Source organism: Teichococcus coralli (assembly GCF_009829925.1).
Lineage (GTDB): Bacteria > Pseudomonadota > Alphaproteobacteria > Acetobacterales > Acetobacteraceae > Pseudoroseomonas > Pseudoroseomonas coralli.
The window spans coordinates 115,569-139,848 of the sequence record NZ_SNVJ01000007.1 but is presented as its reverse complement, the minus strand read 5'-3'; the positions used below and the strand labels follow the sequence as shown (position 1 = coordinate 139,848).

22 protein-coding genes are annotated in these 24,280 nt (G+C 71.7%); 5 read left to right on the top strand and 17 right to left on the bottom strand.

Going from position 1 to position 24,280, the window contains the following annotated elements:
• Nucleotides 1-150: 150 nt before the first annotated feature.
• The 3 genes from E0493_RS10420 to E0493_RS10410 form a co-directional block, all read right to left on the bottom strand.
• On the bottom strand, nucleotides 151-1,491 hold the full coding sequence (locus E0493_RS10420) for an outer membrane protein assembly factor BamB family protein (protein ID WP_160936876.1): 1,341 nt from the start codon (nucleotides 1,489-1,491) through the stop codon (nucleotides 151-153).
• Entirely contained in the window at nucleotides 1,491-2,141 is a 651-nt protein-coding gene (locus E0493_RS10415; protein ID WP_160936875.1) for a tetratricopeptide repeat protein, read from the bottom strand. Before E0493_RS10415 ends, E0493_RS10420 begins: the two co-directional genes overlap by 1 nt.
• A 175-nt stretch (nucleotides 2,142-2,316) precedes the next feature.
• Nucleotides 2,317-3,633 carry a dihydroorotase gene (locus E0493_RS10410; RefSeq protein WP_160936874.1) on the bottom strand — a complete coding sequence of 439 codons (1,317 nt, stop codon included), beginning with the start codon at nucleotides 3,631-3,633 and terminating at the stop codon, nucleotides 2,317-2,319.
• A 240-nt stretch (nucleotides 3,634-3,873) separates the two neighbouring features.
• Between E0493_RS10410 and E0493_RS10405 the strand changes: the two genes are divergently transcribed.
• On the top strand, nucleotides 3,874-5,169 hold the full coding sequence (locus E0493_RS10405) for a cation:proton antiporter (protein ID WP_202397043.1): 1,296 nt from the start codon (nucleotides 3,874-3,876) through the stop codon (nucleotides 5,167-5,169).
• 175 nt (nucleotides 5,170-5,344) lie between these two features.
• On the opposite strand, the gene E0493_RS10400 is transcribed toward E0493_RS10405, so the two are convergent.
• Nucleotides 5,345-6,406, bottom strand: a complete 1,062-nt coding sequence (locus E0493_RS10400) for an aspartate-semialdehyde dehydrogenase (RefSeq protein WP_160936873.1) — start codon at nucleotides 6,404-6,406, stop codon at nucleotides 5,345-5,347.
• Between the two features lie 306 nt (nucleotides 6,407-6,712).
• Here E0493_RS10400 and E0493_RS10395 point away from each other — a divergent pair, with 306 nt between their 5' ends.
• The 3 genes from E0493_RS10395 (at nucleotide 6,713) to E0493_RS10385 (ending at nucleotide 8,493) form a co-directional block, all read left to right on the top strand.
• Nucleotides 6,713-7,192 (top strand): GNAT family N-acetyltransferase, encoded by a 480-nt coding sequence (locus tag E0493_RS10395; protein ID WP_202397042.1) that lies wholly within the window; start codon nucleotides 6,713-6,715, stop codon nucleotides 7,190-7,192.
• A gap of 63 nt (nucleotides 7,193-7,255) precedes the next feature.
• Complete coding sequence (locus tag E0493_RS10390; RefSeq protein ID WP_235913690.1) at nucleotides 7,256-8,107, top strand: TIGR02587 family membrane protein; 852 nt, start codon at nucleotides 7,256-7,258, stop codon at nucleotides 8,105-8,107.
• Nucleotides 8,108-8,112: 5 nt separating this feature from the next.
• Nucleotides 8,113-8,493 (top strand): hypothetical protein, encoded by a 381-nt coding sequence (locus tag E0493_RS10385; RefSeq protein ID WP_160936872.1) that lies wholly within the window; start codon nucleotides 8,113-8,115, stop codon nucleotides 8,491-8,493.
• 116 nt (nucleotides 8,494-8,609) lie between these two features.
• On the opposite strand, the gene E0493_RS10380 is transcribed toward E0493_RS10385, so the two are convergent.
• Genes E0493_RS10380 through radA form a run of 4 tightly spaced genes read right to left on the bottom strand, consistent with a single transcriptional unit; the run spans nucleotide 8,610 to nucleotide 12,865 of the window.
• A complete protein-coding gene (locus tag E0493_RS10380) occupies nucleotides 8,610-9,326 on the bottom strand; it encodes an SDR family NAD(P)-dependent oxidoreductase (RefSeq protein ID WP_160936871.1) in 717 nt (238 codons plus the stop codon).
• Between the two features lie 26 nt (nucleotides 9,327-9,352).
• A complete protein-coding gene (purF, locus tag E0493_RS10375; protein WP_202397041.1) occupies nucleotides 9,353-10,840 on the bottom strand; it encodes an amidophosphoribosyltransferase in 1,488 nt (495 codons plus the stop codon).
• A gap of 5 nt (nucleotides 10,841-10,845) precedes the next feature.
• Nucleotides 10,846-11,403: a CvpA family protein gene (locus E0493_RS10370; protein WP_160936869.1), complete on the bottom strand. Its 558-nt coding sequence runs from the start codon at nucleotides 11,401-11,403 to the stop codon at nucleotides 10,846-10,848.
• Between the two features lie 34 nt (nucleotides 11,404-11,437).
• Entirely contained in the window at nucleotides 11,438-12,865 is a 1,428-nt protein-coding gene (gene radA / locus E0493_RS10365; protein WP_160936868.1) for a DNA repair protein RadA, read from the bottom strand.
• Between the two features lie 506 nt (nucleotides 12,866-13,371).
• On the opposite strand from radA, the gene E0493_RS10360 reads away from it, so the two are divergent.
• Complete coding sequence (locus tag E0493_RS10360; RefSeq protein ID WP_160936867.1) at nucleotides 13,372-15,945, top strand: HWE histidine kinase domain-containing protein; 2,574 nt, start codon at nucleotides 13,372-13,374, stop codon at nucleotides 15,943-15,945.
• Between the two features lie 101 nt (nucleotides 15,946-16,046).
• Here the strand turns inward: E0493_RS10360 and E0493_RS10355 are convergent, their stop codons facing one another.
• From E0493_RS10355 to rpsF, 9 genes are all read right to left on the bottom strand, one after another.
• Entirely contained in the window at nucleotides 16,047-16,820 is a 774-nt protein-coding gene (locus E0493_RS10355) for an ABC transporter ATP-binding protein (RefSeq protein WP_160936866.1), read from the bottom strand.
• Complete coding sequence (locus E0493_RS10350) at nucleotides 16,817-17,602, bottom strand: MlaE family ABC transporter permease (protein ID WP_160936865.1); 786 nt, start codon at nucleotides 17,600-17,602, stop codon at nucleotides 16,817-16,819. Before E0493_RS10350 ends, E0493_RS10355 begins: the two co-directional genes overlap by 4 nt.
• Before the next feature lie 15 nt (nucleotides 17,603-17,617).
• Nucleotides 17,618-18,679, bottom strand: coding sequence for an alanine racemase (gene alr, locus E0493_RS10345; RefSeq protein ID WP_160936864.1), 1,062 nt, complete (start codon nucleotides 18,677-18,679; stop codon nucleotides 17,618-17,620).
• On the bottom strand, nucleotides 18,672-20,186 hold the full coding sequence (locus E0493_RS10340; protein ID WP_160936863.1) for a replicative DNA helicase: 1,515 nt from the start codon (nucleotides 20,184-20,186) through the stop codon (nucleotides 18,672-18,674). Before E0493_RS10340 ends, alr begins: the two co-directional genes overlap by 8 nt.
• A gap of 116 nt (nucleotides 20,187-20,302) precedes the next feature.
• Complete coding sequence (locus E0493_RS10335) at nucleotides 20,303-21,568, bottom strand: SAM-dependent methyltransferase (RefSeq protein WP_160936862.1); 1,266 nt, start codon at nucleotides 21,566-21,568, stop codon at nucleotides 20,303-20,305.
• 178 nt (nucleotides 21,569-21,746) lie between these two features.
• Nucleotides 21,747-22,316 carry a 50S ribosomal protein L9 gene (gene rplI / locus E0493_RS10330; protein ID WP_160936861.1) on the bottom strand — a complete coding sequence of 190 codons (570 nt, stop codon included), beginning with the start codon at nucleotides 22,314-22,316 and terminating at the stop codon, nucleotides 21,747-21,749.
• Nucleotides 22,317-22,332: 16 nt separating this feature from the next.
• Nucleotides 22,333-23,253 (bottom strand): DUF2232 domain-containing protein, encoded by a 921-nt coding sequence (locus E0493_RS23885; protein WP_160936860.1) that lies wholly within the window; start codon nucleotides 23,251-23,253, stop codon nucleotides 22,333-22,335.
• A 42-nt stretch (nucleotides 23,254-23,295) separates the two neighbouring features.
• A complete protein-coding gene (gene rpsR, locus E0493_RS10320; RefSeq protein ID WP_076960322.1) occupies nucleotides 23,296-23,574 on the bottom strand; it encodes a 30S ribosomal protein S18 in 279 nt (92 codons plus the stop codon).
• Between the two features lie 6 nt (nucleotides 23,575-23,580).
• On the bottom strand, nucleotides 23,581-24,054 hold the full coding sequence (rpsF, locus tag E0493_RS10315) for a 30S ribosomal protein S6 (RefSeq protein ID WP_160936859.1): 474 nt from the start codon (nucleotides 24,052-24,054) through the stop codon (nucleotides 23,581-23,583).
• Nucleotides 24,055-24,280: the final 226 nt, after the last annotated feature.

The following is a 24,280-nucleotide window of genomic DNA, read 5'->3' as shown; positions in this document are numbered from 1 at the left end:
GGACTTCGCCCCGCGCGCGAGGTGCGCTCGCGCCGGGGCTGAAATGCTCCTGGCGGCGGCAGGCGCGAACCGGTCCCGCCACTGGCCTTGAAAGCGCGGCCGAAAAGAAGAAGCGATGCGCGGGGGAAATCCTTCCCCCGCGCATCGCTTCTATCCGCGATAGGCCGCCAGCGTGCCGTCGTCCGCCAGCAGCACCAGCGTGTCCTGCGCCACCGCCGCGGGAAGGGTGGTGCCGTCCGGCAGGCGCAGGCGGCCGGCGATGCTGCCGTCGGCCGGGTTGATCAGTAGCGCCTCGCCCTTGCTGGAGGGCACGATGAGCTGGCCGCCCGCCGCCAGCGGCGTGCCGAAATTGGCGGGATCGTCGTTCTTCTCCTTGCCCGGCGGGGGCGCGTTCAGCTCGGCGATCCACCGGATGCGCCCATCCTCGCGCCCGAGCGCCACGAGGTCGCCGCTGCGGCCCATCAGGAACAGCCAGTCGCCTACCGGAACGGGGGTGGTGGTGCCGCCGATCTCGCGTTCCCAGAGGCGGCGGCCGGAGCGCAGGTCCACGCCCAGCGAGGTGCTGCCCATGCCCATGGCATAGACCCGCCCCTCATGGATCACCGGCAGGCCATGCACGCCCGAGATGTCGCCGATGCCGCCGAGGCTGCGGCCGGCCAGGCTCTCGCTCCAGAGCACCTGCCCGTCCTCCGGGCGCATGGCCACCAGTTCGCCGGAGGGGAAGCCGGCCACCACGAAGCCGGCCTCCACCGCGGGGGCGGGCAGGCCGAGCGGCACCGCCAGGGTGGGCTGCGCGCGGTAGGTCCACTGCTTCGTGCCGTCCTGGGAGGAGAAGGCGGTCAGCTGGTTGTCAATGGTCGGCACGTAGATGCGGCCGCCGGCCACGGCCGGTGCGCCGCGCGCCGGGGCGGGCAGCTTCACCCGCCAGCGCGGCTTGCCGTCGGCCGGATTCAGCGCCATCAGCTCAGCCATGCCGGTGGCGACGTAGAGCGTGCCATCGGCATAGGCGCAGCCGGCGCCGACCGCGCCGGTCTCGTCGTCCTCCGGGCGGGTGTCGAAGCGCCAGCGGCGGCCGCCCTTCGCCAGGTCGAAGGCCGAGATCACGCCATAGGCATCGGACGCGAAGACGGTGCCCTCCGCCACCACCGGGCCGGTGGTGATGCGCCGGCGATAGCTGCTGCCGGTGCCGGCCGAGGCGGTCCAGGCGCGGCTCAGGCGCGGTGCCAGGGCGGAGTGGCCGGGATCATGCGCCACGTTGCCGCCGAGCTGCGGCCAGTCGGCGCGCGGCTGCGGCGGCGGCAGGGTGAGGGGCTGGCCGGCCAGGGCCGGGTCCACCTCCAGCGCGCGCTGCGTCGTCAGGATTGAGACACGCTCGCCGGGCAGCGGCTGCTTGGCGGTGCCGAAGATGCTGTCGAGTGTGCTGCAGCCGGCCAGCATGCCGGCGCCGCCGAGCAGCGCCGCGCGCCGTGTCCAGATTGTCCTGCTCCGCATCAGACCCCCAATCCTGCCGCCAGACGGCCCGCCCGGTCGCGCAGGCCGCGCGGGGCGGTCACATCGGCGGCCAGGGCTTCAAGAATGCGCTTCGCCTCGGGCTTGTCGCCGCGCCGGATGGCCAGCAGCGCCTGCAACTCCCGCGCCGAGGCGCGCCAGGGATTGCTCGGTTCGGTCAGCGGCGTGAGGCGCGCCGCAAGCACCGCTGGGTCCTGCGTGTCCATGCCGTGCAGCACCCACATCAGGCCGGCGAGGTCGCGGTAGAGCCGGGGCGCGCCCGCGTCGCCGGAGAGCTGGTCCCAGAGCGCCAGGGCGGCCTCGCGGTCGCCGGTTTCAGCCTTCAGCGCGGCGCCGCGCAGGCGGGCGAGGATCTGGTAGCCCTCGGGCGAGGTGGCGGCGAGGCTGGCGAAGCTGTCGCCCGCGGCCTTCAGGTCGGCGCCGGGCGCCTCGGCCTTGCGGCTGATCTCCAGGAACAGGGCGCCGGACTGGGCGGCCTGGCGGTCCTGCCACCACTGCCAGCCCTGCCACCCGCCGACGCCGAGCAGCACCAAGAGCGCCACGCCGGCCAGCAGGCCGCCATACCGTATGCCGAGCCGCCGGGCCCGCTCGGCCCGCAGCTCCTCCTGCACTTCGTCGAAGATATCCGGCAAGGTCCGGTCCCTGTGAAAAGCGGCGCGGACCATAGCGGCCAAGGCGCGCCGCGTTAAGGGCTGGCGGCCGCGGCAGGCCGCCAGATCGGCCTCCCCCGAGGTCTCCCCCGAGGTCTCCCCCGAGGTCTCCCCCGACGTCTCCCCCGGGGCCTCCCCTGGGGCCTCCCCTGGGGCCTTAGCGGAAGCGGACGGGCTGGCCCTCCGGCGTGCCCAGCACCTCGTCCTCCCGCATCACCGCGCGGCCGCGGATGACGGTCATGACAGGCCAGCCGGTGCAGCGCTGCCCGGCGAAGGGCGTCCAGCCGCAGGGGGAGGCGATCCAGCTCTCCTCGATGGTGCGCTGCCGCTTCATGTCCACGACGGTGAAGTCGGCATCGTAGCCGGCGGCGAGGCGGCCCTTGCAGACGGCGCCATAGACCCGCGCCGGGCCGGCGGCCATCAGGTCCACCAGCCGGGCGAGGGAGAGGCGGCCGGCGTTCACGTGGTCCAGCATCAGCGGCACCAGGGTCTGCACGCCGGTCAGGCCGGCGGCGGTGGCCGGCCAGGGGCGCTCCTTGGCGGCGCGGGAATGCGGCGCGTGGTCGGAGCCGATGCAGTCCACCGTGCCGTCGCGCACCGCGGCCCAGGCGGCCTCCTGGTGGCGGGCGGCACGGATCGGCGGGTTCATCACGGCATAGCCGCCGAGCCGGTCATAGGCCTCGTCGTTCTGGCTGAGATGGTTGATCAGCACCTCCACCGTGCCGACGTCCCGGAACTCCTTGAGGTAGTCCAGCTCCTCGGCGGTGGAGACGTGCAGGATATGCGCCGGGCGGCCGGTCTCGCGGGCCAGCGCCATCAGGCGGCGGGTGCCGAGGAAGGCGCATTCCACGTCGCGCCACTCGGCGTGCAGCCGGTGCGGGCCGCCGGCGGCGTAGATCGGCTTGCGCTCCTGCAGGCGGTACTCGTCCTCGGAGTGGTAGCAGATGCGGCGGCGGCCGGAGCGCATGACGCGTTCCAGGCTGGCGTCGTCCTCCACCAGCAGGTCGCCCGTGGAGGAGCCGGCGAAGACCTTGATGGCGCAGACATCCGGCTCCGCCTCCAGCGCCGCGAGTTCGCCGATGTTGGACTTGGCGGCGCCGACATAGAAGCCGATGTCGCACCAGGCCTTGCCCTTCACATAGGCCCGCTTGTTCTCCAGCGCGGCCTGGCTGGTGATCGAAGGGATGGTGTTCGGCATGTCGAACACCGCCGTGATGCCGCCGAGCACGGCCGCCCTGGTCCCGGTCGGGATGGTCTCCACCGCCGGGTCGCCGGGATCGCGCAGATGGACATGCGGGTCGATCAGCCCGGGCAGGACGTGCAGGCCGGCGCAGTCGATCACCTCCGCCGCCTCGGCGGTGCGCAGGTCACCCAGCGCGGCGATTCGGCCGGCGCGCACGCCCACATCCGCCTGCGCCTCCCCCCAGGGGAGCACGCAGGTCCCGCCGCGCAGGATGAGGTCGAAGCTGGACATGCGGAGGGCTCCTTCGGGCTGGGGGGACGGACCCGCGTTGTCTAGGCGGATTCGCCGGCGGCGGCGAGAAGGCCGGAGGAATGAAATCTCCCAGGCCCTCTTCTTTTTATTTTCGAGTTCTCGGCACCGGCCGCCAGGCAGCGCCCAGGACCGGCAGAAAGCGGAAGGGAGCTGAGGGGGCCGTCCCTCGGTCTTTCCGCTGCCGGTGCAACCCTGCCTCGGCCGGAGTGCTTGTGCGACATGCTGTCTCCCTTTGAGCTGATTTCCCTCCTGCTGGTGCTGACGGCGGCCTTCGGCTGGATGAACGCCAGGCTGATCGGCCTGCCGGACACCGTCGGGCTGCTCGCCATGGGGTTGGCCGCCTCGCTCCTGCTGCTGGCGACCGACCTGCTCTTCCCGGCCACCCCGCTCTACGAGAACCTGACCGGGATCATCCGCCAGGTGGATTTCCAGCGCACCGTGCTGGAGGGGATGCTGGCCTTCCTGCTCTTCGCCGGCGCCTTGCATGTGGACATCTCCGCCCTGCGCGACCGCGCCTGGGTCGTCGGCTGCATGGCGACGCTTGGCGTGCTGATCTCGACGCTGATCGTGGGCTTCGGCTTCTGGTTCCTGGCCGGGTTGGCGGGGGTGGCGCTGCCGCTGTCCTGGGCCTTTGTGTTCGGGGCGCTGATCAGCCCGACTGATCCCGTGGCGGTGCTCAGCACGCTCAAGGCGGTGCGGGTGCCGCAGTCCCTGGAACTCGACATGACCGGCGAGTCGCTGTTCAACGACGGCGTCGGCATCGTCGCCTTCACCATCGCCATGGCCTTCGCGGCAGGGGCGGGCGAGGAAGCCGCCGGGCCGGGCGAGGTGGTCGCGCTGCTGCTGCATGAGGCAGCCGGCGGAATGCTGCTGGGGCTGGTGGCGGGCTACGCCGCCTATTTGGCGATGAAGCAGATCGACAACTATCCGATCGAGGTGCTGATCTCGCTGGCGCTGGTCACCGGCACTTATGCCCTGGCCTCGCGGCTGGGCATGAGCGGGCCGCTGGCCATGGTGGTGGCGGGGCTGCTGATCGGCAACCGCGCTCCGCAGCACGCGATCAGCGACCTCACCCAGCACTATCTCTTCAGCTTCTGGACCCTGGTGGACGAGATCCTCAACGCCGTCCTCTTCCTGCTGATCGGGCTCGAGGTGCTGGTGCTGCGGCCGGAGACGCTGCTCCAGTGGCTGCCCGTGGCGGCCATCCTGCTGGTGCTGGCGGCGCGCTTCGTGTCGGTCGCGCTTTCGGTCACGGCGATGGCGCGCTGGAAGCGTTTCGTGCGCGGCACCATCCCGGTGCTGACCTGGGGCGGCCTGCGCGGCGGCATTTCCGTGGCGCTGGCGCTCTCGATCCCGGAAGTGACGGAGAAACCCACCATCCTGGCCGCGACCTATACGGTGGTGGTCTTCACCATTCTCGTGCAGGGCCTCACCCTGCGGCCGCTGGTGAAGCGGACGGTGCGGGGGCCGGGGAGGGGGGCGGAGCCCTCCTCGCATGCCGCCTCGGGGCACTAGAGCATTCTCCGTTCGCTCTGGCTCACGGGAAATGCTCCGGCCGTCTGTTCTGACGGAAATCTTCACCCGTCCCGATGATGCCACCGGAACGGGATCCGCTCTAGCGAGGGAGGGCTCCGCCCCCCCCAACCCCTGCGGCCGGAGGGGGGGTGAGCCCCGTGGACCCCGCACCCGCTCAGCGGCGCAGCAGCTGCTCGGCGATCTGCACGGCGTTCAGCGCGGCGCCCTTCAGGAGCTGGTCGCCGGCGACAAACAGCGCCACTGAACGGCCGGAAGGGTCGCCCAGGTCGGGGCGGATGCGGCCGGCCAGCACGTCGCCCTGCCCCGTGGCCTCGGAGGGCATGGGGAAGTGGTTGGCGGCGCGATCGTCCACCAGGCGCACGCCCGGGGCACCGGCGAGGGTGGCGCGGACCTCCTCCGGGGTGACGGGGGCCTCGAACTCCACGGTCAGCGCGATGGCGTGCGCCCGCAGCACCGGTACCCGGACGCAGGTGATGCCGATCGGCAGGGCCGGCACGTCCATGATGCGGCGGGTTTCCGCGATCACCTTCAGCTCCTCGCCGTTGTAGCCGCTCTCCGGGTCCACCTCGGCATTGTGGCTGAACAGGTTGAAGGCATAGGGGTGCGGCAGGACCCTGGGCGTGAAAGCCTCGCCGCGCAGCGCGGCGGCGGTCGATTCGCGCAGCTCCTCCATCGCCGCGGCGCCGGCGCCCGAGGCCGCCTGGTAGGTGGCGGCGGTGACGCGGCGGATGCGGTGGCGCTGGTGCAGCGGCCAGAGCGGCACCGTCGCGATGATGGCGACGCAGTTGGGGTTGGCGATGATGCCGCGATGGCTGGCGATGGCGGCGCCGTTCACCTCCGGCACCACCAGCGGCACGTCCGGGTCCATGCGGAAGGCGGAGGAGTTGTCCACCACCACCGCACCGGCCTTCACCGCCGCGGCCGCATAGCGCTTCGAGACGCCGCTGCCGGCGGAGAAGAGCGCGACGTTCACGCCCTCGAAGCTCGCTTCGTCCAGCGCCTCGACCGGCAGCTCCTGGTTGCGGAAGCGCAGGGTCCTGCCGGCGGAGCGGGGGGAGGCCAGCAGCTTCAGGCCGGCGAGGGGGAAGTTCCGCGCCTCCAGGCAGTGCAGCAGCTCGACGCCCACCGCGCCGGTGGCGCCGACGATCGCCACCGTCGGCGTGGCGGGCACCACCTGGTGGGGGGCGGCCTGGAGGGGTTCTTCAAGGGTCAGCATGGGGTCTCTTCCGTGGTGCCGGGAGAGACGGGGCCGTGACATCCGGCCTGGCCCCGTCCGTTTCCGGCGGGGCCTTCTGGTGCTTTATGCCGTGGCGATCACCGCGCACGCACCAGAGGACGCCCCGCCGGAGCGGTCGTCTTGGTAATGCGCTTGATGAGGATGGTCGCGAGCATCGAGTGATCTTGCGCGATCGGCGCGCCACGTCAAGCTGCGAGGGCCGGGGGCGGGTCCTCACCGGTCGGCGCGCTGCAGGGGCGCCGGCCCGGAAGCCCGCGTTTCCCGCGCGCCGGGGAAGGAGGCGGGATGTCGGACGAGATCCGGATCACCACCATCGCCGAACGGCCGGAGCTGGCACCGCTGGTCGCGGGCTGGCTGTGGCAGGCCTTCTGGCAGGAGGCCGGGCACGGGCTGGAGGCGACGCTGGCGGCGGTGCAGGCATCGGCGGCGCCCGGCGCCGTGCCGCAGACATTCGTGCTGCTCGCGGCGGGCGAGCCGGTGGCGACGGCCAGCCTCGTGGCGGGTGACCTCGACTCCATGCCGGAGCTGACGCCCTGGCTGGCCGGGCTTTTCGTCCTGCCCGCGGCGCGTGGGCAGGGACATGCACGCCGGCTGCTCGCAAGAGCGGAGGCGGCAGCGCGGCAGGCCGGCTTCACCGCGGTCTGGCTCTACACGGAGGCGGCGGAGGACTTCTATGCGCGCGCCGGCTGGGAGGTCGTGGAGCGACTGCCGCATGGGGCCGGCACCCTCACCCTCATGCGGCGCGAACTGGCGGGGGCCGGTTGAGCGCGGCGCGGAACGGCGATGGAAACGCCGCGCACCCGCTGGGGTTCTCCAGCAGAGCGGGAGATGGAACGGCAGATGGCGGACTCGGCGGGGAAAGGCAGGGCACGAGGCGCCAACCTCGAATACGCCATCGGACTGGCGCGCGCCCTGGCGGGGGCGTTGATCTTCGCCTTTCCGCTGGTGATGACCATGGAGATGTGGTGGATCGGCTTCTACATCGCGCCGCTCCGCCTGTTCCTGTTCCTGCTGCTGGGGCTCGGGATGCTGGCCGGGCTTGCCTACTACAGCGGCTTCGAGCCTTCCGACGGGGTGCTCGACGCCGTGCTGGACGGGCTGGTGGCCTTTGGCGTCGGGTTCCTGTGCAGCCTCGCCGTGCTCTGGATGCTCGGCCTCCTGGATGGCGAGATGGGCTGGCGCGGCGCCGTCGGCATGGTGGCGATCCAGGCGGTGCCGGCCGGAATCGGCGCGGTGGCGGCGCGCCAGCAGTTCGGCGACGCCTCGGGCGAGGGCAAGCAGGACCGCGCGGGCTATCCGGCGCAGCTCTTCCTGATGGCGGCGGGGGCGCTGTTCCTGGCCTTCAACGTGGCGCCGACGGAGGAGATGATCCTGATCACCTTCAAGATGAGCCCCAGGCAGGTGCTGGGCCTGGCGGCGATCTCGATCCTGCTGCTGCACTTGCTGGTCTATACGGTGGGCTTCGCGGGGCAGGAGCGGTTTCCGGAAGGGGCGGGCTTCTGGTCCACCTTCTTCACCTACACGCTGGTGGGCTATGCCATCGCGCTGTTGCTCAGCGCCTACGTGCTCTGGACCTTCGGCCGCACCGATGGCACGGCGCCGGAACTGGTGGTCATGATGTCCGTCGTGCTGGGCTTTCCCGCCGCGCTCGGCGCCGCCATCGCGCGGTTGGTGGTGTGAGCGGGATGGCCAGGCGCACGCCGGCCCTCGAATGGATCTGCGCGGCGCTGGGCGGCGCCATCGTGCTGGCGGTGCTGGCGGTGGTGGGGGCGCAGATCCCCGGCGACGACAAGGCGCCGCCCGACATCCGGCTGCGGGTGGAGGCGGTGCAGCCAGCCTCGCAGGGCTGGCTGGTGCGGTTCGAGGCGGCCAACCCGGCGCAATCCACCGCTTCGGCGGTGGAGATCGAGGGGCGGCTCGAAGCGGAGGGGCGGCTGGTGGAGGCGAGCCAGGTGCGGTTCGACTACGTGCCGCGCGGCTCGCGCCAGCGCGGCGGCCTCTGGTTCACGCACGACCCCGCGCAATACCGGCTGAGCCTGCGGGTGCTGGGCTACCAGGAGCCCTGAGGCCCGGCCCGCCTAGAGCAGATCCCGTTCCGACGGCATCATCGGGACGGGTGAAGATGCTCGTCAAAACAAACGGCTAGAGCGTTTCCCGTGAGCCAGTGCGAACGGAAAATGCTCTAGCCGAGACGGGCGATTGTCTCGCCATGCCGGGTCTCGCCGGGCAGGCAGAGGGCGGCGAGGGCGGGAGCGACGTCGGCGGGCTGGGCAAGGCGCTTCGGGTCCTCCCCGGGCATGGCCTTGGCGCGCAGCTTGGTGGCCACCACGCCAGGGTCGAAGAGGTTCACCCGCAGCGGCGTCTTCTCGACCTCCTGCGCCCAGCATCTCACCAGGTATTCCATGCCGGCCTTGGTCGCGCCGTAGGGACCCCAGAAGGCCTTCGGCTGGCGCGCCTGCGCGGTGGTGAGGAAGACCGCCCGGCCAGCCGGGGCCGCACGCAAGGGCGGGTCGCAGGTGCGGATCAGGCGCCAGGTGGCGGTCATGTTCACGCCCGCCACCTCGGCCCATTCGCGCGGCTGGATATGCGCCACGGGCGTCAGGCTGCCGAGCGCGCCCGCGGCGTGCACCAGCACGTCCAGCCGGCCGAAGCGCTCCACCAGGGAGGGGCCGATGACGTCGATCTTCTCGGCGTCCTTCGCCAGGTCGAAGGGCAGGAGGGTGGTGGCGCCGCCGACGGCGCGGATGGCGTCGTCCGTCTCCTCCAGCCCACCCTGGGTGCGGGCGAGCAGCACGCAATGTGCGCCGAGACGGGCCAGTTCCACTGCCAGCGCGGCGCCGATGCCGCGACTGGCGCCGGTGACGAGGGCGACCTGCCCGGCGAGCGGCCCCTCCCTCACTGGCCCCTCCCTCACTGGCCCCTCCCTCACTGGCCGTTGGCCGCCAGCAGGGCGGGGGCGCGCTCGGGGTGGCCGGTCAGGTCGGTCAGCGGGATGGCGTAGTCGCCGGTGAAGCAGGCGTCGCAGTAGCCGGGATTGGCGGCGTCACGGCCCGGGCGGCCGAGGGCGCGGTACATGCCGTCCAGCGAGATGAAGGCGAGGCTGTCGGCGCCGATGATGCGCGCCATCTCCTCGACGTCGTGGTTCGCGGCGAGCAGCTTCTCCCGCTCCGGCGTGTCGATGCCATAGAAGCAGGAATGCGTGGTCGGCGGCGAGGAGATGCGCATGTGCACCTCCTTGGCCCCGGCCTGGCGCACCATCTCGACGATCTTCTTGGAGGTGGTGCCGCGCACGATGGAGTCGTCCACCAGGATGACGCGGCGGCCCTCGATCATCGGCCGGTTGGCGGAATGCTTCAGCTTGACGCCGAGATGGCGGATCTGGTCGGTCGGCTCGATGAAGGTGCGGCCGACATAGTGGTTGCGGATGATGCCCAGCTCGAAGGGAATCCCGGCCTCGGCGGCGTAGCCCATGGCGGCGGGCACGCCGGAATCCGGCACCGGCACCACCACGTCGGCCGCCACATGGCTCTCGCGGGCCAGCTCGCCACCGATGCGCTTGCGCGTCTCGTAGACCGGGGTGCCCTCGACCACCGAGTCCGGCCGGGCGAAGTAGATGTACTCGAAGATGCAGAAGCGGCTCTGGCTGCGGCCGAAGGGCTTCATGCTGCGCAGGCCGTCGTTGTCGATAATGACGATCTCGCCCGGCTCGATGTCGCGCACGAACTCGGCGCCGACGATGTCGAGCGCGCAGGTCTCGCTGGCCAGCACATAGGCGCCGCCCTCGCCGACGCCGAAGCGGCCGAGCACCAGCGGGCGGACGCCGAGCGGGTCGCGCGCGCCGATCAGCGCGCCGTCATGCAGGGCGACCAGGGAATAGGCGCCCTGGACCTGCTTCAGCGCGTCGATCAGCCGGTCCACCACGTTGCTGTAGAGGCTGATGGCGATGAGGTGGACGAAGACCTCGGAATCCGTGGTGCTCTGGAACAGGCAGCCGCGGCGGACCAGGGCGCGCTTAAGCTGCGCCGCGTTGGTCAGGTTGCCATTGTGCGCCACGGCGAGGCCGCCGAACTCGAAATCGGCGAAGAGCGGCTGCACGTTGCGCAGCGCCGTCTCGCCGGTCGTGGCATAGCGGTTGTGGCCGACGGCCGAGCGGCCCTTGAGGCCGGCCATGACCTTGGCGTCGCCGAAGATGTCGCCGACGAGGCCGAGGCCGCGATGGGCGTTGAAGCTGCCCTTCTCGGAAAGGGCGACAATGCCGGAAGCCTCCTGCCCGCGGTGTTGCAGCGCGTGCAGGCCAAGCGCGGTGAGCGCCGCCGCGTCGGTGGCGTTCCAGACGCCGAACACGCCGCATTCCTCGTGGAAGCCGTCGTCTTCGTCCCAGGGTTGCGTGGAGAGCAGGGGCTGCATCGGCATCCTCATCACCGGCCTCGCGCCGGGGGGCGCAGCAACTCGTCCATGCTGGGCATGTCGCTGCGGGGCAGGTCTGGAAGTCGCGGGCGATACTCCGGCGGAAGCTGCGCCACAAGTCCGGCCGCCGCATCCGCCACCACGGGCAGGCTCCGCGCCTCGCGCACCGGCTCCGGCCAGCGCTCCACCGAGGGAAGAAACAGCCCGCCGAGGATATAGGCGAGCAGGACGAGAAAAGCACCCCGCGCGAGGCCGAAGACCATGCCGAGCGCGCGGTCCAGCCCCCCGAGGACCGAGGCCCGCACCAGGCCGGCGAACCAGGCGATCAGCAGCTTGAGCACCACCAGCGCGACAATGAAGCAGAGGCCGATGGCGATCAGCTCGGCCAGCCAGGGCGGCTGCACCGTGCCGGCCAGCAAGGGCGCCGCGCGGGGAAAGAGGTAGAGGGCGAAGACCACGGCGCCCGCCCAGGCACCGACGCCCAGCACCTCACGCACGAGGCCACGCGAAAAGGCGATGAGCGCCGAGAGGGCGATCACCGCGAGAACAATGCCGTCCACCCAGGTCATCGGGGGCAGGCTATAGCCAAGCGGCGGCGCGGAGTCACGCGGAGGCGCGCTCCTCGGCGGGTTTGGCGCGCCTCGCCGGCGGGGCGGCGGCGAGGGCGGCGACAAGATCGGCCAGATGGCCGATCTCGGCGGCCTTCAGCCCGTCCGGCGCCGAGGCGGCACGCCCGCCGCGCGCCACCCGGCGGGGCAGGGTGGCGCTGGCGAAGCCGAGCTTGGCGGCCTCGCGCAGGCGGTTGTCGGTATGCGCCACCTGCCGCACCTCGCCGGAAAGGCCGACCTCGCCGAAGAACACCGTGTCGGGGTCGGTCGGGCGATCGGTGGCGGCGGAGACCAGGGCGGCGGCGACGGCGAGGTCGGCGGCGGGTTCGGTGATGCGCAGCCCGCCGGCGATGTTCAGGTAGACATCGTTCTGGCCGAGGCTGACCCGGCAGCGGGATTCGAGCACCGCCATCAGCATGGCCAGCCGCCCGGAGTCCCAGCCCACCACCTGCCGCCGCGGCGAGCCGCCCGAGGTGGAGGGGGAGAGCAGGGCCTGGATCTCCACCAGCACGGGGCGGGTGCCCTCCATGCCGGCGAAGACGGCGCTGCCGGAAATGTTGCCGCGCCGCTCGGCCAGGAAGAGCGCGGAGGGGTTGGCGACCTCGACGAGGCCCTGGTCGGTCATCTCGAAGACGCCGATCTCGTCGGTGGCGCCGAAGCGGTTCTTCACCGCGCGCAGGATGCGGAACTGGTGGCCGCGGTCGCCTTCGAAGTAGAGCGTGGCGTCCACCATGTGCTCCAGCACGCGGGGGCCGGCCAAGGTGCCCTCCTTGGTGACGTGGCCGACCAGCACCACGGCGAAATTGCGGGTCTTGGCGAGCCGGGTCAGTTCGGCGGCGCAGGCGCGCACCTGGCTGACGGTGCCGGGGGCGGCCTCCAGGCTGTCCAGCCAGACGGTCTGGATCGAGTCGATGATGACCAGCGTGGCCTCGCGCTCCTCCTCCAGGGAGGCGGCGATGTCGCGCAGCGAGGTGGCGGCGGCGAGGCCGAGCGGGCTGTTGGTGAGGCCGAGCCGCAGGGCGCGCAGCCGCACCTGGTCGATGGACTCCTCGCCCGAGATGTAGAGCGTGCGGCGGCCGGCGGCGGCGATGCGGGCGGCGGCCTGCAGCAGGATGGTGGACTTGCCGATGCCGGGGTCGCCGCCCACCAGCACCACCGACCCCGGCACGAAGCCGCCGCCCAGCACGCGGTCCAGCTCGGCCATGCCGGTGGTGGTGCGCGGCGGCGGCGCGGCGCGGCCCTTCAGCCCGACGAACTCGATGCGCCGTCCGCCGGCCGCCTTGCCGGCCGGGCCGGGGGCGCGGGCTTCGGGCTGCTCCTCGACAAGGGTGTTCCATTCGCCGCAGGTGTCGCAGCGCCCCTGCCACTTGGCGGTGACGGCACCGCAGTTCTGACAGACGAAACGGGCAATGGTTTTGGCCATGCCGCGAATATGGAACAAACCGTGGACCTATGGGAGTCCCGGCCCGGCGATGATGAAATTCCGCAACATCTGCAACCCAATCGATTCCGAACTGGATCTGGGCTGGTTGAAGGTGCGATGTTGTGCAAAATGCCCGCGCCCCGTCGGGAGAGGGCAATAAATTCGCGTGATCGGTGACGATGCGGGGGAGTGAGGTCTTGCGAGGCCTGCAAAAACCGGCTGCCATGCTTGTACTAAAACAGATTTCTGCGACTACCGGTTGTGTCCCTTGGATGATGGAGCATCTTTCGCTGGCCGCCCCGCTTTCGGCTCCTGCCGCCGGCGCTGTCCTTCTGCGCTCCATGCCTTCTCACGGGATTCGGAGAGCGCGGTGACCCCATCGCGCCGCTCTTTCCGCGGCCGCCTCCAGGGCGGGCCAGTTCGTCATGCCGTCGCCTAGCGCGCCCAAGGCTGAGGGGCCGCGTCTCGCGGGACGCCGCTCGTCGCAGCGCGCCGGCCGTCCTGGCTTGCGGGTCTACCTCCTGACCCTGACGCTTGTGGTGCTCATCCCGGCGCTGCTCGCCGGGGGCGTGACGGCCTGGCAACTGGGCTCGGCCTACCAGCAGGCCGCGGCGGCGGGGCTGCGCGGCACTGCGCGCGCGACCTCTGTCGCCGTCGAGCGGGAACTCGATGTGGTGGCGACGGCGGCAGCCAGCCTGGCGCACTGGCCGCCCCTCGCGCGGCTGGAGCAGGCCAGGCCGGAGGAAGTCGCGGAATTCTATGCCCAGGCCCGGGCGGTGGGGCACGCCTTCGGCGGCTGGGTGGTGCTCGCCAATCCCGACGGAACGCAGATCTTCAACACGCTGCGGCCGCTTGGCGCCAAGCTGCCGGAAGCCCAGGGGCGCGTCTGGATCGAGGAGGCACTGGCCAGCGGACGGACCGTTGTCAGCGACCTGTTCAGCGGCAGCGTGGCCGGACGTCCCATCCTGGCGGCCTTCGTGCCGGTCACGCCGCCGCACGCGCCGCCGCATGACCTGGGCGGCGTGGAGAGCGACCCGCGCCGCGTGCTGATCCTGGCGGTTGATCCAAGCCGGCTTTCCGGCCTGCTCGCCGGTGTCCAGCCGGGCGCCATCGTGGCGTTGGTCCATGTGCGGACCGGCGAAATCATCGCCCGCTCGCTGAGCCATGAGCGGCGGGTCGGCCATCTGGCACCCGACTGGCTGCGCAAGGCCATCGAATCGTCGGGGGATGGCGTCGCCGACGGCATCTCGTTGGCCGGGCGGCCGATCGTCGCCGCTTTCCAGCGGATGGAGCGGCTGCCCTGGTCTGCCGTGGTGACGGCGCCGCAGGACGCGTATGAGGCGGCCTGGCGCCAGCCGCTCGAGCGGCTGGCCATCTGGGCGGCGGCCCTGCTGGCGGCGGCCCTGGGCATCGCCCTGCTGATGGCCTGGCGGCTGCTGAAGCCGGTGCGCGCGCTGGCTTTCGAGGCGGAGGTGCTGGCCGCGGGATCGCTGCCGCCGCCGGTCAGCCTGCCGGGGCCGGTGGCGGAGTTCGAGGCACTTCGCCTTGGACTGCGCCGCTCGGCCGAGATGATCCGCAGCCGTGCCGCCGCCAATGGGCGGGCCGAGGCGGCGGAGGCGGCCGCTTCGGCGCTGCGCACGGAGCGCGACCGGACTCGGCTGTATTTCGACGTTGCCGGCGTCATGCTGGTGGTGCTGGGGCCGGATGGCGTCGTGCAGGGCATCAACCGCCGGGGCATCGAGGTGCTTGGCCTCTCGCAGGAGGAGGAGGCGATCGGGCGGGACTGGTTCACCGCCTTCCTGCCCGAGCGCCAGCGCGAACCGGCACGGACCGCCTTCATGCGCGTCGCGGCGGGCACGGCCGAGCCGTCCCATCTGCGCAACGAAACCCACGTCCAGCGGGCCGACGGCGAGGAACGCCTCGTCTCCTGGAGCAATGCCGTGCTGCATGACGGGGGCGGGCGGTTGCTGGCGGTGGTGGCGTCCGGCGAGGATGTCACGCTGCAGCGCGGCACGGAGGAGCGGCAGGCGCTGCTGATGCGCGAGGTCGATCACCGTGCGAAGAACGTTCTGGCGGTGGTGCAGTCCATCATCCGGCTGAGCCAGAGCGAGGAGCCCGCCCATTTCGCCGCGGCCGTCGAGGGAAGGGTCGGCGCCCTGGCGCGGGCGCATACCCTGCTCGCCCAGGAGAACTGGAGCGGCGGCGACCTGCGCGCGCTGATCGAGGGCGAGCTTTCGGTTTATCTGCGCTCCAGGCGCGTGGCGATCTACGGCGCCGGCATCTGGCTGGCGCCGGAAGCCGTGCAGGCGATTGCCATGGTTTCGCACGAGCTGACCTCCAATGCCGTGCGGCATGGAGCGCTGGCCGGTGACGAAGGCGAGCTGGCGGTGCGCTGGGCGATGCTTCCGGACGGCCGGCTGAAGCTGGAATGGGCCGAGGAGGTTTCCGCAGCCGCCGGGACGGTGCAGAAGCCCAGGCGCCGTGGCTTCGGTCTGCGCATGGTGGATGCCACCGTGCGCAGCCAGCTCGGCGGCAGCATCAGCCTGGATTGGCGGCCTGAGGGGCTGCATTGCGCCATGATCATCGCGGCGGATCGCGTGGCGCCGCGAACGGCGACGCGCCCCGTGGAGGGTGCGCGGCCCGTGGTGGCGACAGCCGTCCAGCCCGCTGCGGGCCTGCGGCCGCGCCGCGTGCTGCTCGCGGAGGATGAGCCGCTCGTCGCCATGGAGCTGGAGACGCAGCTGCACGCGCTGGGCTTCACCGTGGTGGGGCCGGCGGCCAGCCTTTCGGAGGCCTTGCGGCTGGCCAGCGAGGAAGCGCTGCTGGATGCCGCGGTGCTGGACGTGAACCTGCGCGGGCAGGCGGTTTTCCCGGTGGCCGACCTGCTGGTGCGGCGCGGCGTTCCGGTGGTCTTCGCCACCGGCTACGGGGCGCTGCCCGGCGGCTGGGCGACCGGCGGCGGCCAGGGACGGACGGCATTGCTGCGCAAGCCGCTCACCCAGGGTGCGCTGGCGGCCGCCCTGCGCACCCTGATGGTGCCCTCCAGCAGCCAGTCGGCCGCGCAGCGGCGCATCAACTGAGGGCGCCGCTCGCCGGGGAAGCCGTTGCCTGCGGGGGCGGAAATCTCTCAGCTTCCCGGCGGAGGGTCGGGGGGTCCTCGCCTCCCCGGACGCCGGGAGGGCTACCTGCGCAGCTCCATCTGGATCGGTCCCTCGCGCTCGCCGCGCGCGAACTGGTCCACCATGGGGTTGCCGGTCTCGCCCAGGCTGGCGGCCGGGCCGGTCCAGATGATGCTGCCCTTGTGCAGCATCGCCGCCGTCGTGCCGATGCGGCGGGCGCTGGCCATGTCGTGCGTGATGGAGACGGCGGTGGCGCCGAGGCGCTGCACCACGTCCACGATCAGCCCGTCGATCACCGCGCCCATGATGGGGTCGAGGCCCGTTGTCGGCTCGTCGAAGAAGATGATGTCGGGCTCGGCGGCGATGGCGCGGGCGAGGCCGACGCGCTTCTGCATGCCGCCCGAAAGCTCGGCGGGCGAGAGGTCGCCGACGCTGGGCGCCAGGCCGACCTGGGCCAGCACCTCGGCGGCCTTGTCGCGCGCCCTGGAGCGGGTGATGCGCTTCTGGGCCAGCAGCTTGAAGCAGACGTTCTCCCAGACCGGCAGGCTGTCGAACAGCGCCGCGTTCTGGAACAGCATGCCGATGCGGTCGTTCACCGCCTCGCGCTCGCGGCGCGGCATGGACAGCACGTCACGGCCGTCGATCTCGACCGTGCCGGCATCCGGCCGGATCAGGCCCAGGATGCACTTGATGGTGACGGACTTGCCGGAGCCGGAGCCGCCGAGGATCACCATGCCCTCGCCGGCGGCGACGTCGAGATCCACGCCGTCCAGCACGGGCTTGCCGTTGAAGCGCTTGGTGAGGCCGCGCAGGCGGATTTTCGGTGTGCCGCTCATAGGCCGAAGAACATCGCGGTCAGCACGTAGTCCAGCGCCAGGATGAGGATGGAGGCCGCCACCACCGCGCCGGTGGTGGCGGCGCCCACGCCCTGCGCGCCGCCGCGGCTGGTATAGCCGCTCCAGCAGCCCATCAGCGCGATGACGAAGCCGAAGACCGCCGCCTTCACCAGGCCGGAGACGACGTCCCCGGCCTGCATGAAGTTGAGGGTGGAGGTGAGGTAGGAGGCGGAGGTGAAGCCGAGCTTGGTGGTGCCGATCAGCCAGCCGCCCATCACGCCCAGGATGTCGGCCACCACCACCAGCAGCGGCATGGCGACGATGCCGGCGGCGAGGCGCGGGGCGACCAGGTACTTCATCGGGTTGGTGGAGAGGGTGGTCAGCGCGTCGATCTGGTCGGTGACGCGCATGGTGCCGATCTCGGCGGCGAAGGCGGCGCCGATGCGGCCGGCCACCATCAGGCCGGCCAGCACGGGGCCCAGCTCGCGGGTGATGGAGAGGACGACGACGTTGGCGATCGCGCTCTCGGCGCCGAAGCGGGAAAACCCGGAATAGGACTGCAGCGCCAGCACCATGCCGGTGAAGACCGCCGTCAGCGCCACCACCGGCAGCGAGAAATAGGCGATCTCCAGGAAGGCGCGGCCGAGCAGGCGCGGGTAGAAGGGCGGCCGGACGAGGTGGGAGAGGCCTTCCAGCGCGAAGAGCGTGACGCCGCCCACCTGCCGGCAGCCTGCCAGCACGAGCCGCCCCAGCAGGGCGACGAGGTTCAGGAGATGCTGCAAGTCAGGAAGGCCGCCTCATGCCGGGAGGTAGCGCCGGCGGTAGCGGGCGCCAAGGGAGGTCAGGATCTCGTAGCCGATGGTGCCGGTGCGCGCGGCGATGTCGTCCGGCGTCTGCTGCGGCCCGATCAGCTCCACACGGTCGCCCTGCGCCAGCTCCGGCACGTCGGTCACGTCCAAGGTGATGAGGTCCATCGAGATCCGGCCAACCAGTTGCACGGGACGGCCGGCGGCGGTGGCGAAGCTGCGGCCGGACAGGGCGCGAGGGTAGCCATCGGCGTAGCCCGCGGCAATGGTGGCGATCCGGCTGTCGCGGCGGGCGGTCCAGGTGGCGCCGTAGCCGACGGTGACGCCGGCGGGCACCTGGCGGAGCTGCAGCACGGGGACGGTGAGGCGCAGCACCTGGCGCATCGGGTTGGGCAGGCCGGGGGTCGGGTTGATGCCGTAGAGGGCGCAGCCGGGGCGGGCGAGGCCGGAGGCGAAGTCCCGCCCGAGGAAGATGCCGGCCGAGTTGGCGAAGGAGCGCGGCACGCCCGGCAGCGCCTCGGCGGCGGCGGCGAAGCGGGCGGCCTGGGCGGCGTTCAGCGGGTGATCAGGCGTATCGGCGCAGGCGAGGTGCGTCATGACGTAGCGCAGGCCGAGGTCCGAGAGGTCGCCGGCTGCCGTCAGCTCGGCGGCGTTGAGGCCGAGCCGCTCCATGCCGGTGTCGACATGCAGGATGGCGCCGCGCAGGCCGGCGGCGCGGGCGGCGGCGACGTCCCGCGGGGAGTTCAGCACCGGGGTGAGCGCGGCGCCTGCATCGGCGCCCGCCGGAAAGCCGCCGAGCACGGCGATCATCGGGCCATGGCCGAGGGCCTCGCGCAGGGCCAGGCCCTCGGAGAGCTGGGCGACGAAGAAGTGGCGGCAGCCGGACCCGGCCAGGGCGCGCGCCACCGGGGCGGCGCCGAGGCCGTAGCCGTCGGCCTTCACCACGCCGGCGGCCGGGCCGGAGGGGTGCCTGGCGCCAAGGTCGCGCCAGTTGGCGACGATGGCGCCGAGATCCACCTCAAGCTCACCCGCCAGGGCCTCGGCCTCACTCATGGCCGTAGGGGTCCGCGTGGTGGATGTCGAGGTCGCCGAAGCGGGTGAACTCGGCCTCGAAGAACAGCGGGATGGTGCCGGTGGGGCCGTGGCGCTGCTTGGCGACGATCAGGTCGGCGCGGTTGTAGGCCTTCTCCATCCGGTCCTTCCAGCTCGCCAGGGCGGCCTCGAACTTCTCGCCGTTGTCGAAGTTGGTCTGCTTCGGCTCCTGCATCTTCAGGTAGTAGTCGTCGCGGTAGACGAACATGACCATGTCGGCGTCCTGCTCGATCGAGCCGGACTCGCGCAGGTCGGCGAGCTGCGGGCGCTTGTCCTCGCGGTTCTCCACCTGGCGGGAGAGCTGGGAGAGCGCGATCACCGGGACGGAAAGCTCCTTGGCGATGGCCTTCAGGCCCTGGGTGATCTGGCTGATCTCCTGCACCCGGTTCTCGGGGCGGGAGCCGGCGGCGGGGCGCATCAGCTGCAGGTAGTCCACCACGATCAGATCCAGCCCGCGGGTGCGCTTGAGGCGGCGGCAGCGCGTGCGCATGGCGGAGATGGTGATCGCCGGCGTGTCGTCAATGTAGAGCGGCAGCCGCGCCATCTCGCGGCTGACCTCGACGAACTTGTCGAAGTCGCGCTGCTGGATCTCGCCGCGGCGGATGCGGTCGCCGGAGATGCGCGCCTCCTCGGAGAGGAGGCGGTTGGCGAGCTGGTCGGCGCTCATTTCCAGCGAGAAGATGGCGCAGCCGCCTTTGGGGACGGCGCCCGGCCCGTGCTCGTCCTCGGCATCGCGGAGGAGGGACTTGGCGGCGCCGAAGGCGATCTTGGTGGCCAGCGCCGTCTTGCCCATGCCTGGACGGCCGGCCAGGATGACGAGGTCGGAGGGGTGCAGGCCGCCGGTCTTGGCGTCGAGGTCGCGCAGGCCGGAAGGCAGGCCGGAGACGCCGCCGCCGCTGGTGAAGGCCTTCTCGGCGAGGGAGACGGCCTCGGTCAGGGCCCGGCCGAAGGTGACGAAGCCGCCCTCGGAGCCGCCATCCTTGGCGAGGTCGAACAGGGCCTGCTCGGCGGCTTCCAACTGCTCGCGCGCCTGCAGCTCGGCCTCGGCGCCGAAGGCGCGGTTGACCACCGTCTCGCCGAGGTCGATCAGCTGGCGGCGCAGCCAGGCGTCGTGGATGACCTTGCCGTATTCGCCGGCATTGATGATGCCAACCATGGCGCCCAGCAGCTCGGCCAGGTAGGCGGCGCCGCCCACCTCGCCCAGCACGCCGGAATGCTCGAACTCGGCGCGCAGGGTGACGGCGTCGGCGAGCTGGCCGGCCTCGATTCGCCGCTGGATCGCGGCGAAGATGCGGCCATGCGCGGCATGGGCGAAATGCTCCGGCGCCAGAAACTCGGAGACGCGCTCATAGGCCTTGTTGTTGGCCAGCAAGGCACCGAGGAGGGCCTGCTCCGCCTGCAGGTTCGCGGGAGGATGACGCTGCGAAAGGCCGAGCAGGCCGTCACCGGGCGGAGGTACGCTGTTCATGCCCGCAGTTTAGCTCGCCCGGGGACCGCGCGGCGAGAGGAGGGCTGTGGATAGCGGGGATGAAAGCGGGAAGGGGCGCTGCTGCCCCTTTCCTGCAACAGGTCGGGGCGACCAGGTCAGCCCTGGGGCCGCAGCCCGGCGGAGGAGCCCTGCGGCACCGGCTCGGTCTGGTGCGTGGCGGCCCTCAGCTCGGCCTCGCGCATGTAGTCGCGCGTGAGGGGCAGGCTGTCCACCCTGCGGGCGAGCTGGATCTGCCAGTTCATGTGGCCCATGTGGCGGAAGGCCAGCTCGGAGCCGATCAGGTAGAACTCGAACATGCGGCAGAAGCGCTCGTCATAGAGGCTCTGGATGGCGTCGCGGTTGGCGGCGAAGCGGCGGCGCCAGTGGGCGAGGGTCTGCGCGTAGTGCAGGCGCAGGATCTCGATGTCGGTCGCCCAGAGGCCGGATTTCTCCACCGCCGGCAGCACCTCGGAAAGCGCGGGGGAATAGCCGCCGGGAAAGATGTACTTGGCGATCCAGGGGTTGGTGCTGCCGGGGCCGTCGGAGCGGCCGATGGCGTGGATCAGCGCCACGCCATCCTCCTTCAGCGCGCCGCGGACGGTGCGGAAGAAGCTGCGGTAGTGGTCGATGCCGACATGCTCGAACATGCCGACCGAGACGACGCGGTCCACCGGCTGCTTCCAATCCCGGTAGTCCATCAGCTCAAAGCTCACGCGGTCGGCGAGGCCGGCCTCGGCGGCGCGGCCGCGGGCGACTTCAAGCTGCTCGGTGGAAAGGGTGATGCCGGTGACGCGGGCGCCATGCTCGCGCGCCAGGTGCAGCGCCATGCCGCCCCAGCCGCAGCCGATGTCGAGGACGTGCAGGCCAGGCGTGTCCAGCCGCAGCTTGGCGGCGATGTGCCGCTTCTTGAGGAGCTGCGCCTCCTCCAGCGTCTCGTTGCCGGTGGGGAAGTAGGCGCAGGAATATTGCCGGTCGCGGTCGAGGAAGAGGGCGTAGAGGCGGCCGTTCAGATCGTAGTGGTGAGCCACGTTGCGGCGGGCGCGACCGGCGGGGTTGAGCTGATCCACGTGGCGGCGCAGCCAGCGGACCTTTTCCATGATGCGCTCGCCGGCGTGGCCCTGCTCCATCCAGTTGATGACCAGGAGGTCCATCACATCAAAGAGGGAGGAGCCCGGCAGGAGGGCGATCTCGCCGTCCATGTAGCCCTCGCCGAAGGCCAGGCCGGGGTTGGTGAGCAGGCGGCGCTCGGCGCGGGTGGTCCGCAGGTTGAAGCCGGCGACGGGGCCCGCGGCGCCGCGGTAGATGCGGGTCGCTCCACTTGGGAAGCGGACCGTCAGCGTCCCGCGCCGGATCATGCGGGACAGGATGCGATCGAACAGCATGTTCGAACCTCCAGCTGCAGAAGTTGGAGCAATGGTTCGACGCGTCAGGGGGGCTGTCCAGTCAAGGGGCGCGGAGGGGCGCCTAAACAATTCTCCACGAAAGAAGGGGGAGCGCCCTCGCGGGCGCTCCCCCTTTCGTCCGTTCGCCCAGGCCGCCGGATTGCCCGGCGGGCGTGGCTTACTGCTCGCTGGCGCTGCCCAGTTCGGACAGCTCGGCGGCCAGCTCGGCCTCCAGGCTCTCCTGCTCGGCCTGCTGCTGCGCCTGCAGGTCCTCGCCGCGGGCCTGCTTCTCCGCCTCTTCCGGCGAGCGGGCGACGTTCACCGTCACCGGCAGGTCCACCTCCGGGTGCAGCGCGACGCGAACCTGGGTCAGGCCCAGGGTCTTGATCGGCTGCTCCAGGACGACCTGGCTGCGGCTGATGACGAGGCCGGCCTCCTTGCAGGCGTCGGCGATGTCGCGCACCGAGACGGAGCCGTACAGGCCGCCCGACTCGCCGGCCTGGCGGATGATGACGACGGAGAGCCCGTCCATCCGCTCGGCCACGCGCTCCGCTTCCTCGCGGCGCTTCAGGTTCTGCGCCTCAAGCTGGGCGCGCTCGCGCTCGAAGCGGGCCAGGTTGTCCTTGTTGGCGCGGATCGCCTTGCCCTGGGGGAGCAGGAAGTTGCGGGCATAGCCCGGGCGGACCTTCACCAGCTCGCCCATCTGGCCGAGCTTGTCGACCCGCTGCATCAGGATGACTTCGATCATCGGTGTAACCCCGATCTCACATGTTGGCGGGCGGGTTGCGGCGCCCGTACTGTTCGAGGAGGCCGAGCGCCACAAGGATCAGGGCGCCCGGCAGGCTGAAGACGAGAATCAGGACGTAGAACAGGATCAGCAGTGGCAGCCGCGCGCTGTGCCGGGCCAGCCGGCGGTGCATCGCGGCCAGCCCCTGCAGCAGCAGCGGCACGGCGAGCACCAGGCTGAGCGACAGCGGCAGCAGCGCGTCGGCCGGGTCGGCCAGCAGCCAGGCGATGCCCGCCAGCGCCGGCAGCGCCGGATACCAGGCGGGCAGCCGGGCCTCGCGCCACTGCGGCGCCGCCGCCAGGGCCAGGCCGCGGCGCCCCAGGAAAGCCTGGGCCGCGGCGGCATTGGCCGCCAGTGCGATGCCGAGCCACAGGGCCAGGGCGGCGGCGTTCAGCCGCACGATCTGGTCCACCGCGGCCGCCGGCACATCGGCGCCCATGCGCGTCAGGCCGAGCTCCACCGTGGTGCGCATCACCGCCTCCAGCCCCCCGAGGTCGGCCGCCAGCACGGCGGCGACCAGGGTCAGGCCGGCCGGCCAGAGGCCGAGCAGCGCGAGCGGCGTGGTCAGCGCGATCCGCGGACCGGCGCGCAGGCCAAGCGCCACCAGCAGCAGCACAGGCAGGCCATAGAGCGCCAGCCAGAGCAGCAGCGGCAGCAGGCCGGGCGTGACGGCGAGCAGTGCCGCGCCGCCCGCGCCAACCGCAACGGTCAGCGCCAGCTTGCCGAAGCCGAGCCCCGCCAGGAACAGCGGCAGGGGGGAGAGCCAGAACAGCCCAAGCCCCGCCGGCAGCCCGCGGAACGCCCAGAGGGCCGCCAGCGCCGACACGAGCCCGCCCGCCGCCCCCGCCAGCAGGCGGGGATCGTCGATCAGGCCGATACGGGGTTGCTGGGCGGCCACGCTGCCGATCCATCCGTTGTCCGGGTTCCCGTCCGCTGCCCGTCAGTCGTTGATGACGTAGGGCAGCAGCGCCAGGAAGCGGGCACGCTTGATGGCATTGGCCAGCTCGCGCTGCTTCTTCCCCGACACCGCGGTGATCCGGGAGGGGACGATCTTGCCGCGCTCGCTCAGGAAGCGGGAGAGCAGGCGCACGTCCTTGTAGTCGATCTTCGGCGCGTTCGGGCCGGAGAACGGGCAGGACTTGCGGCGGCGGTAGAAAGGCCGGCGGGCGCCCACGGCGGGGCGGCGGGCGGCGATGTTCAGCTCGGTGCTCTCGGACATGGTGGCTTACTCCTCGCCGCCGGCGGTTTCGGACTCGTCGCGCGGACGGGCGCGGTATTCCTCGCGGTCGTCGTTGCGGTCGCGACCGCGGCCGGAGGAGAAGCGGCCGGCCGGCGGGCGGGGGCCGCGGAAGCCGCGGTCGCGCTCGCGGTCGTCGCCGCGCTTGGCCAGGATGGCGGAGGGCGCCTCGTCGATGGCCTCGACCCGCAGGGTCATGTGGCGCAGGACGTCCTCGTTCAGGCCGAGCTGACGCGCGACCTCCTGCTCCGCCGTGGCGGGGCAGTCGAGGCCGAGGAGCATGTAGTGCCCCTTGCGGTTTTTCTTGATGCGGTAGGCCAGGCCACGCAGGCCCCAGTACTCGCGCTTCTTCACCTCGCCGCCGGCTTCGGTGATGATGCTGGTGACCTGGTCGCCGATGGTCTCGACCTGCTGCTGCGTGAGGTCGTTACGTGCGATGAGCACGGTTTCGTAAAGCGGCATGGGATCTCCCTGCGGCTGTCTCAGCCCAGGCAACGCCGGCCCATGCCGGCGCGCGCAAACGGGCATAGCCGGGCGCGATGCCTCGCGCGCCCGGCAGGGGAGCGGGGCGTAAACCACGAATCCCTCGCGGGGGCAAGAATTCTCGCGGCCTGGCGCCCGGAAACCGGGAGGGCGCCGGTGCGGGCCGGGATTCTTCGGCGCGCGCGGGGACTCGGACGTTGACTCC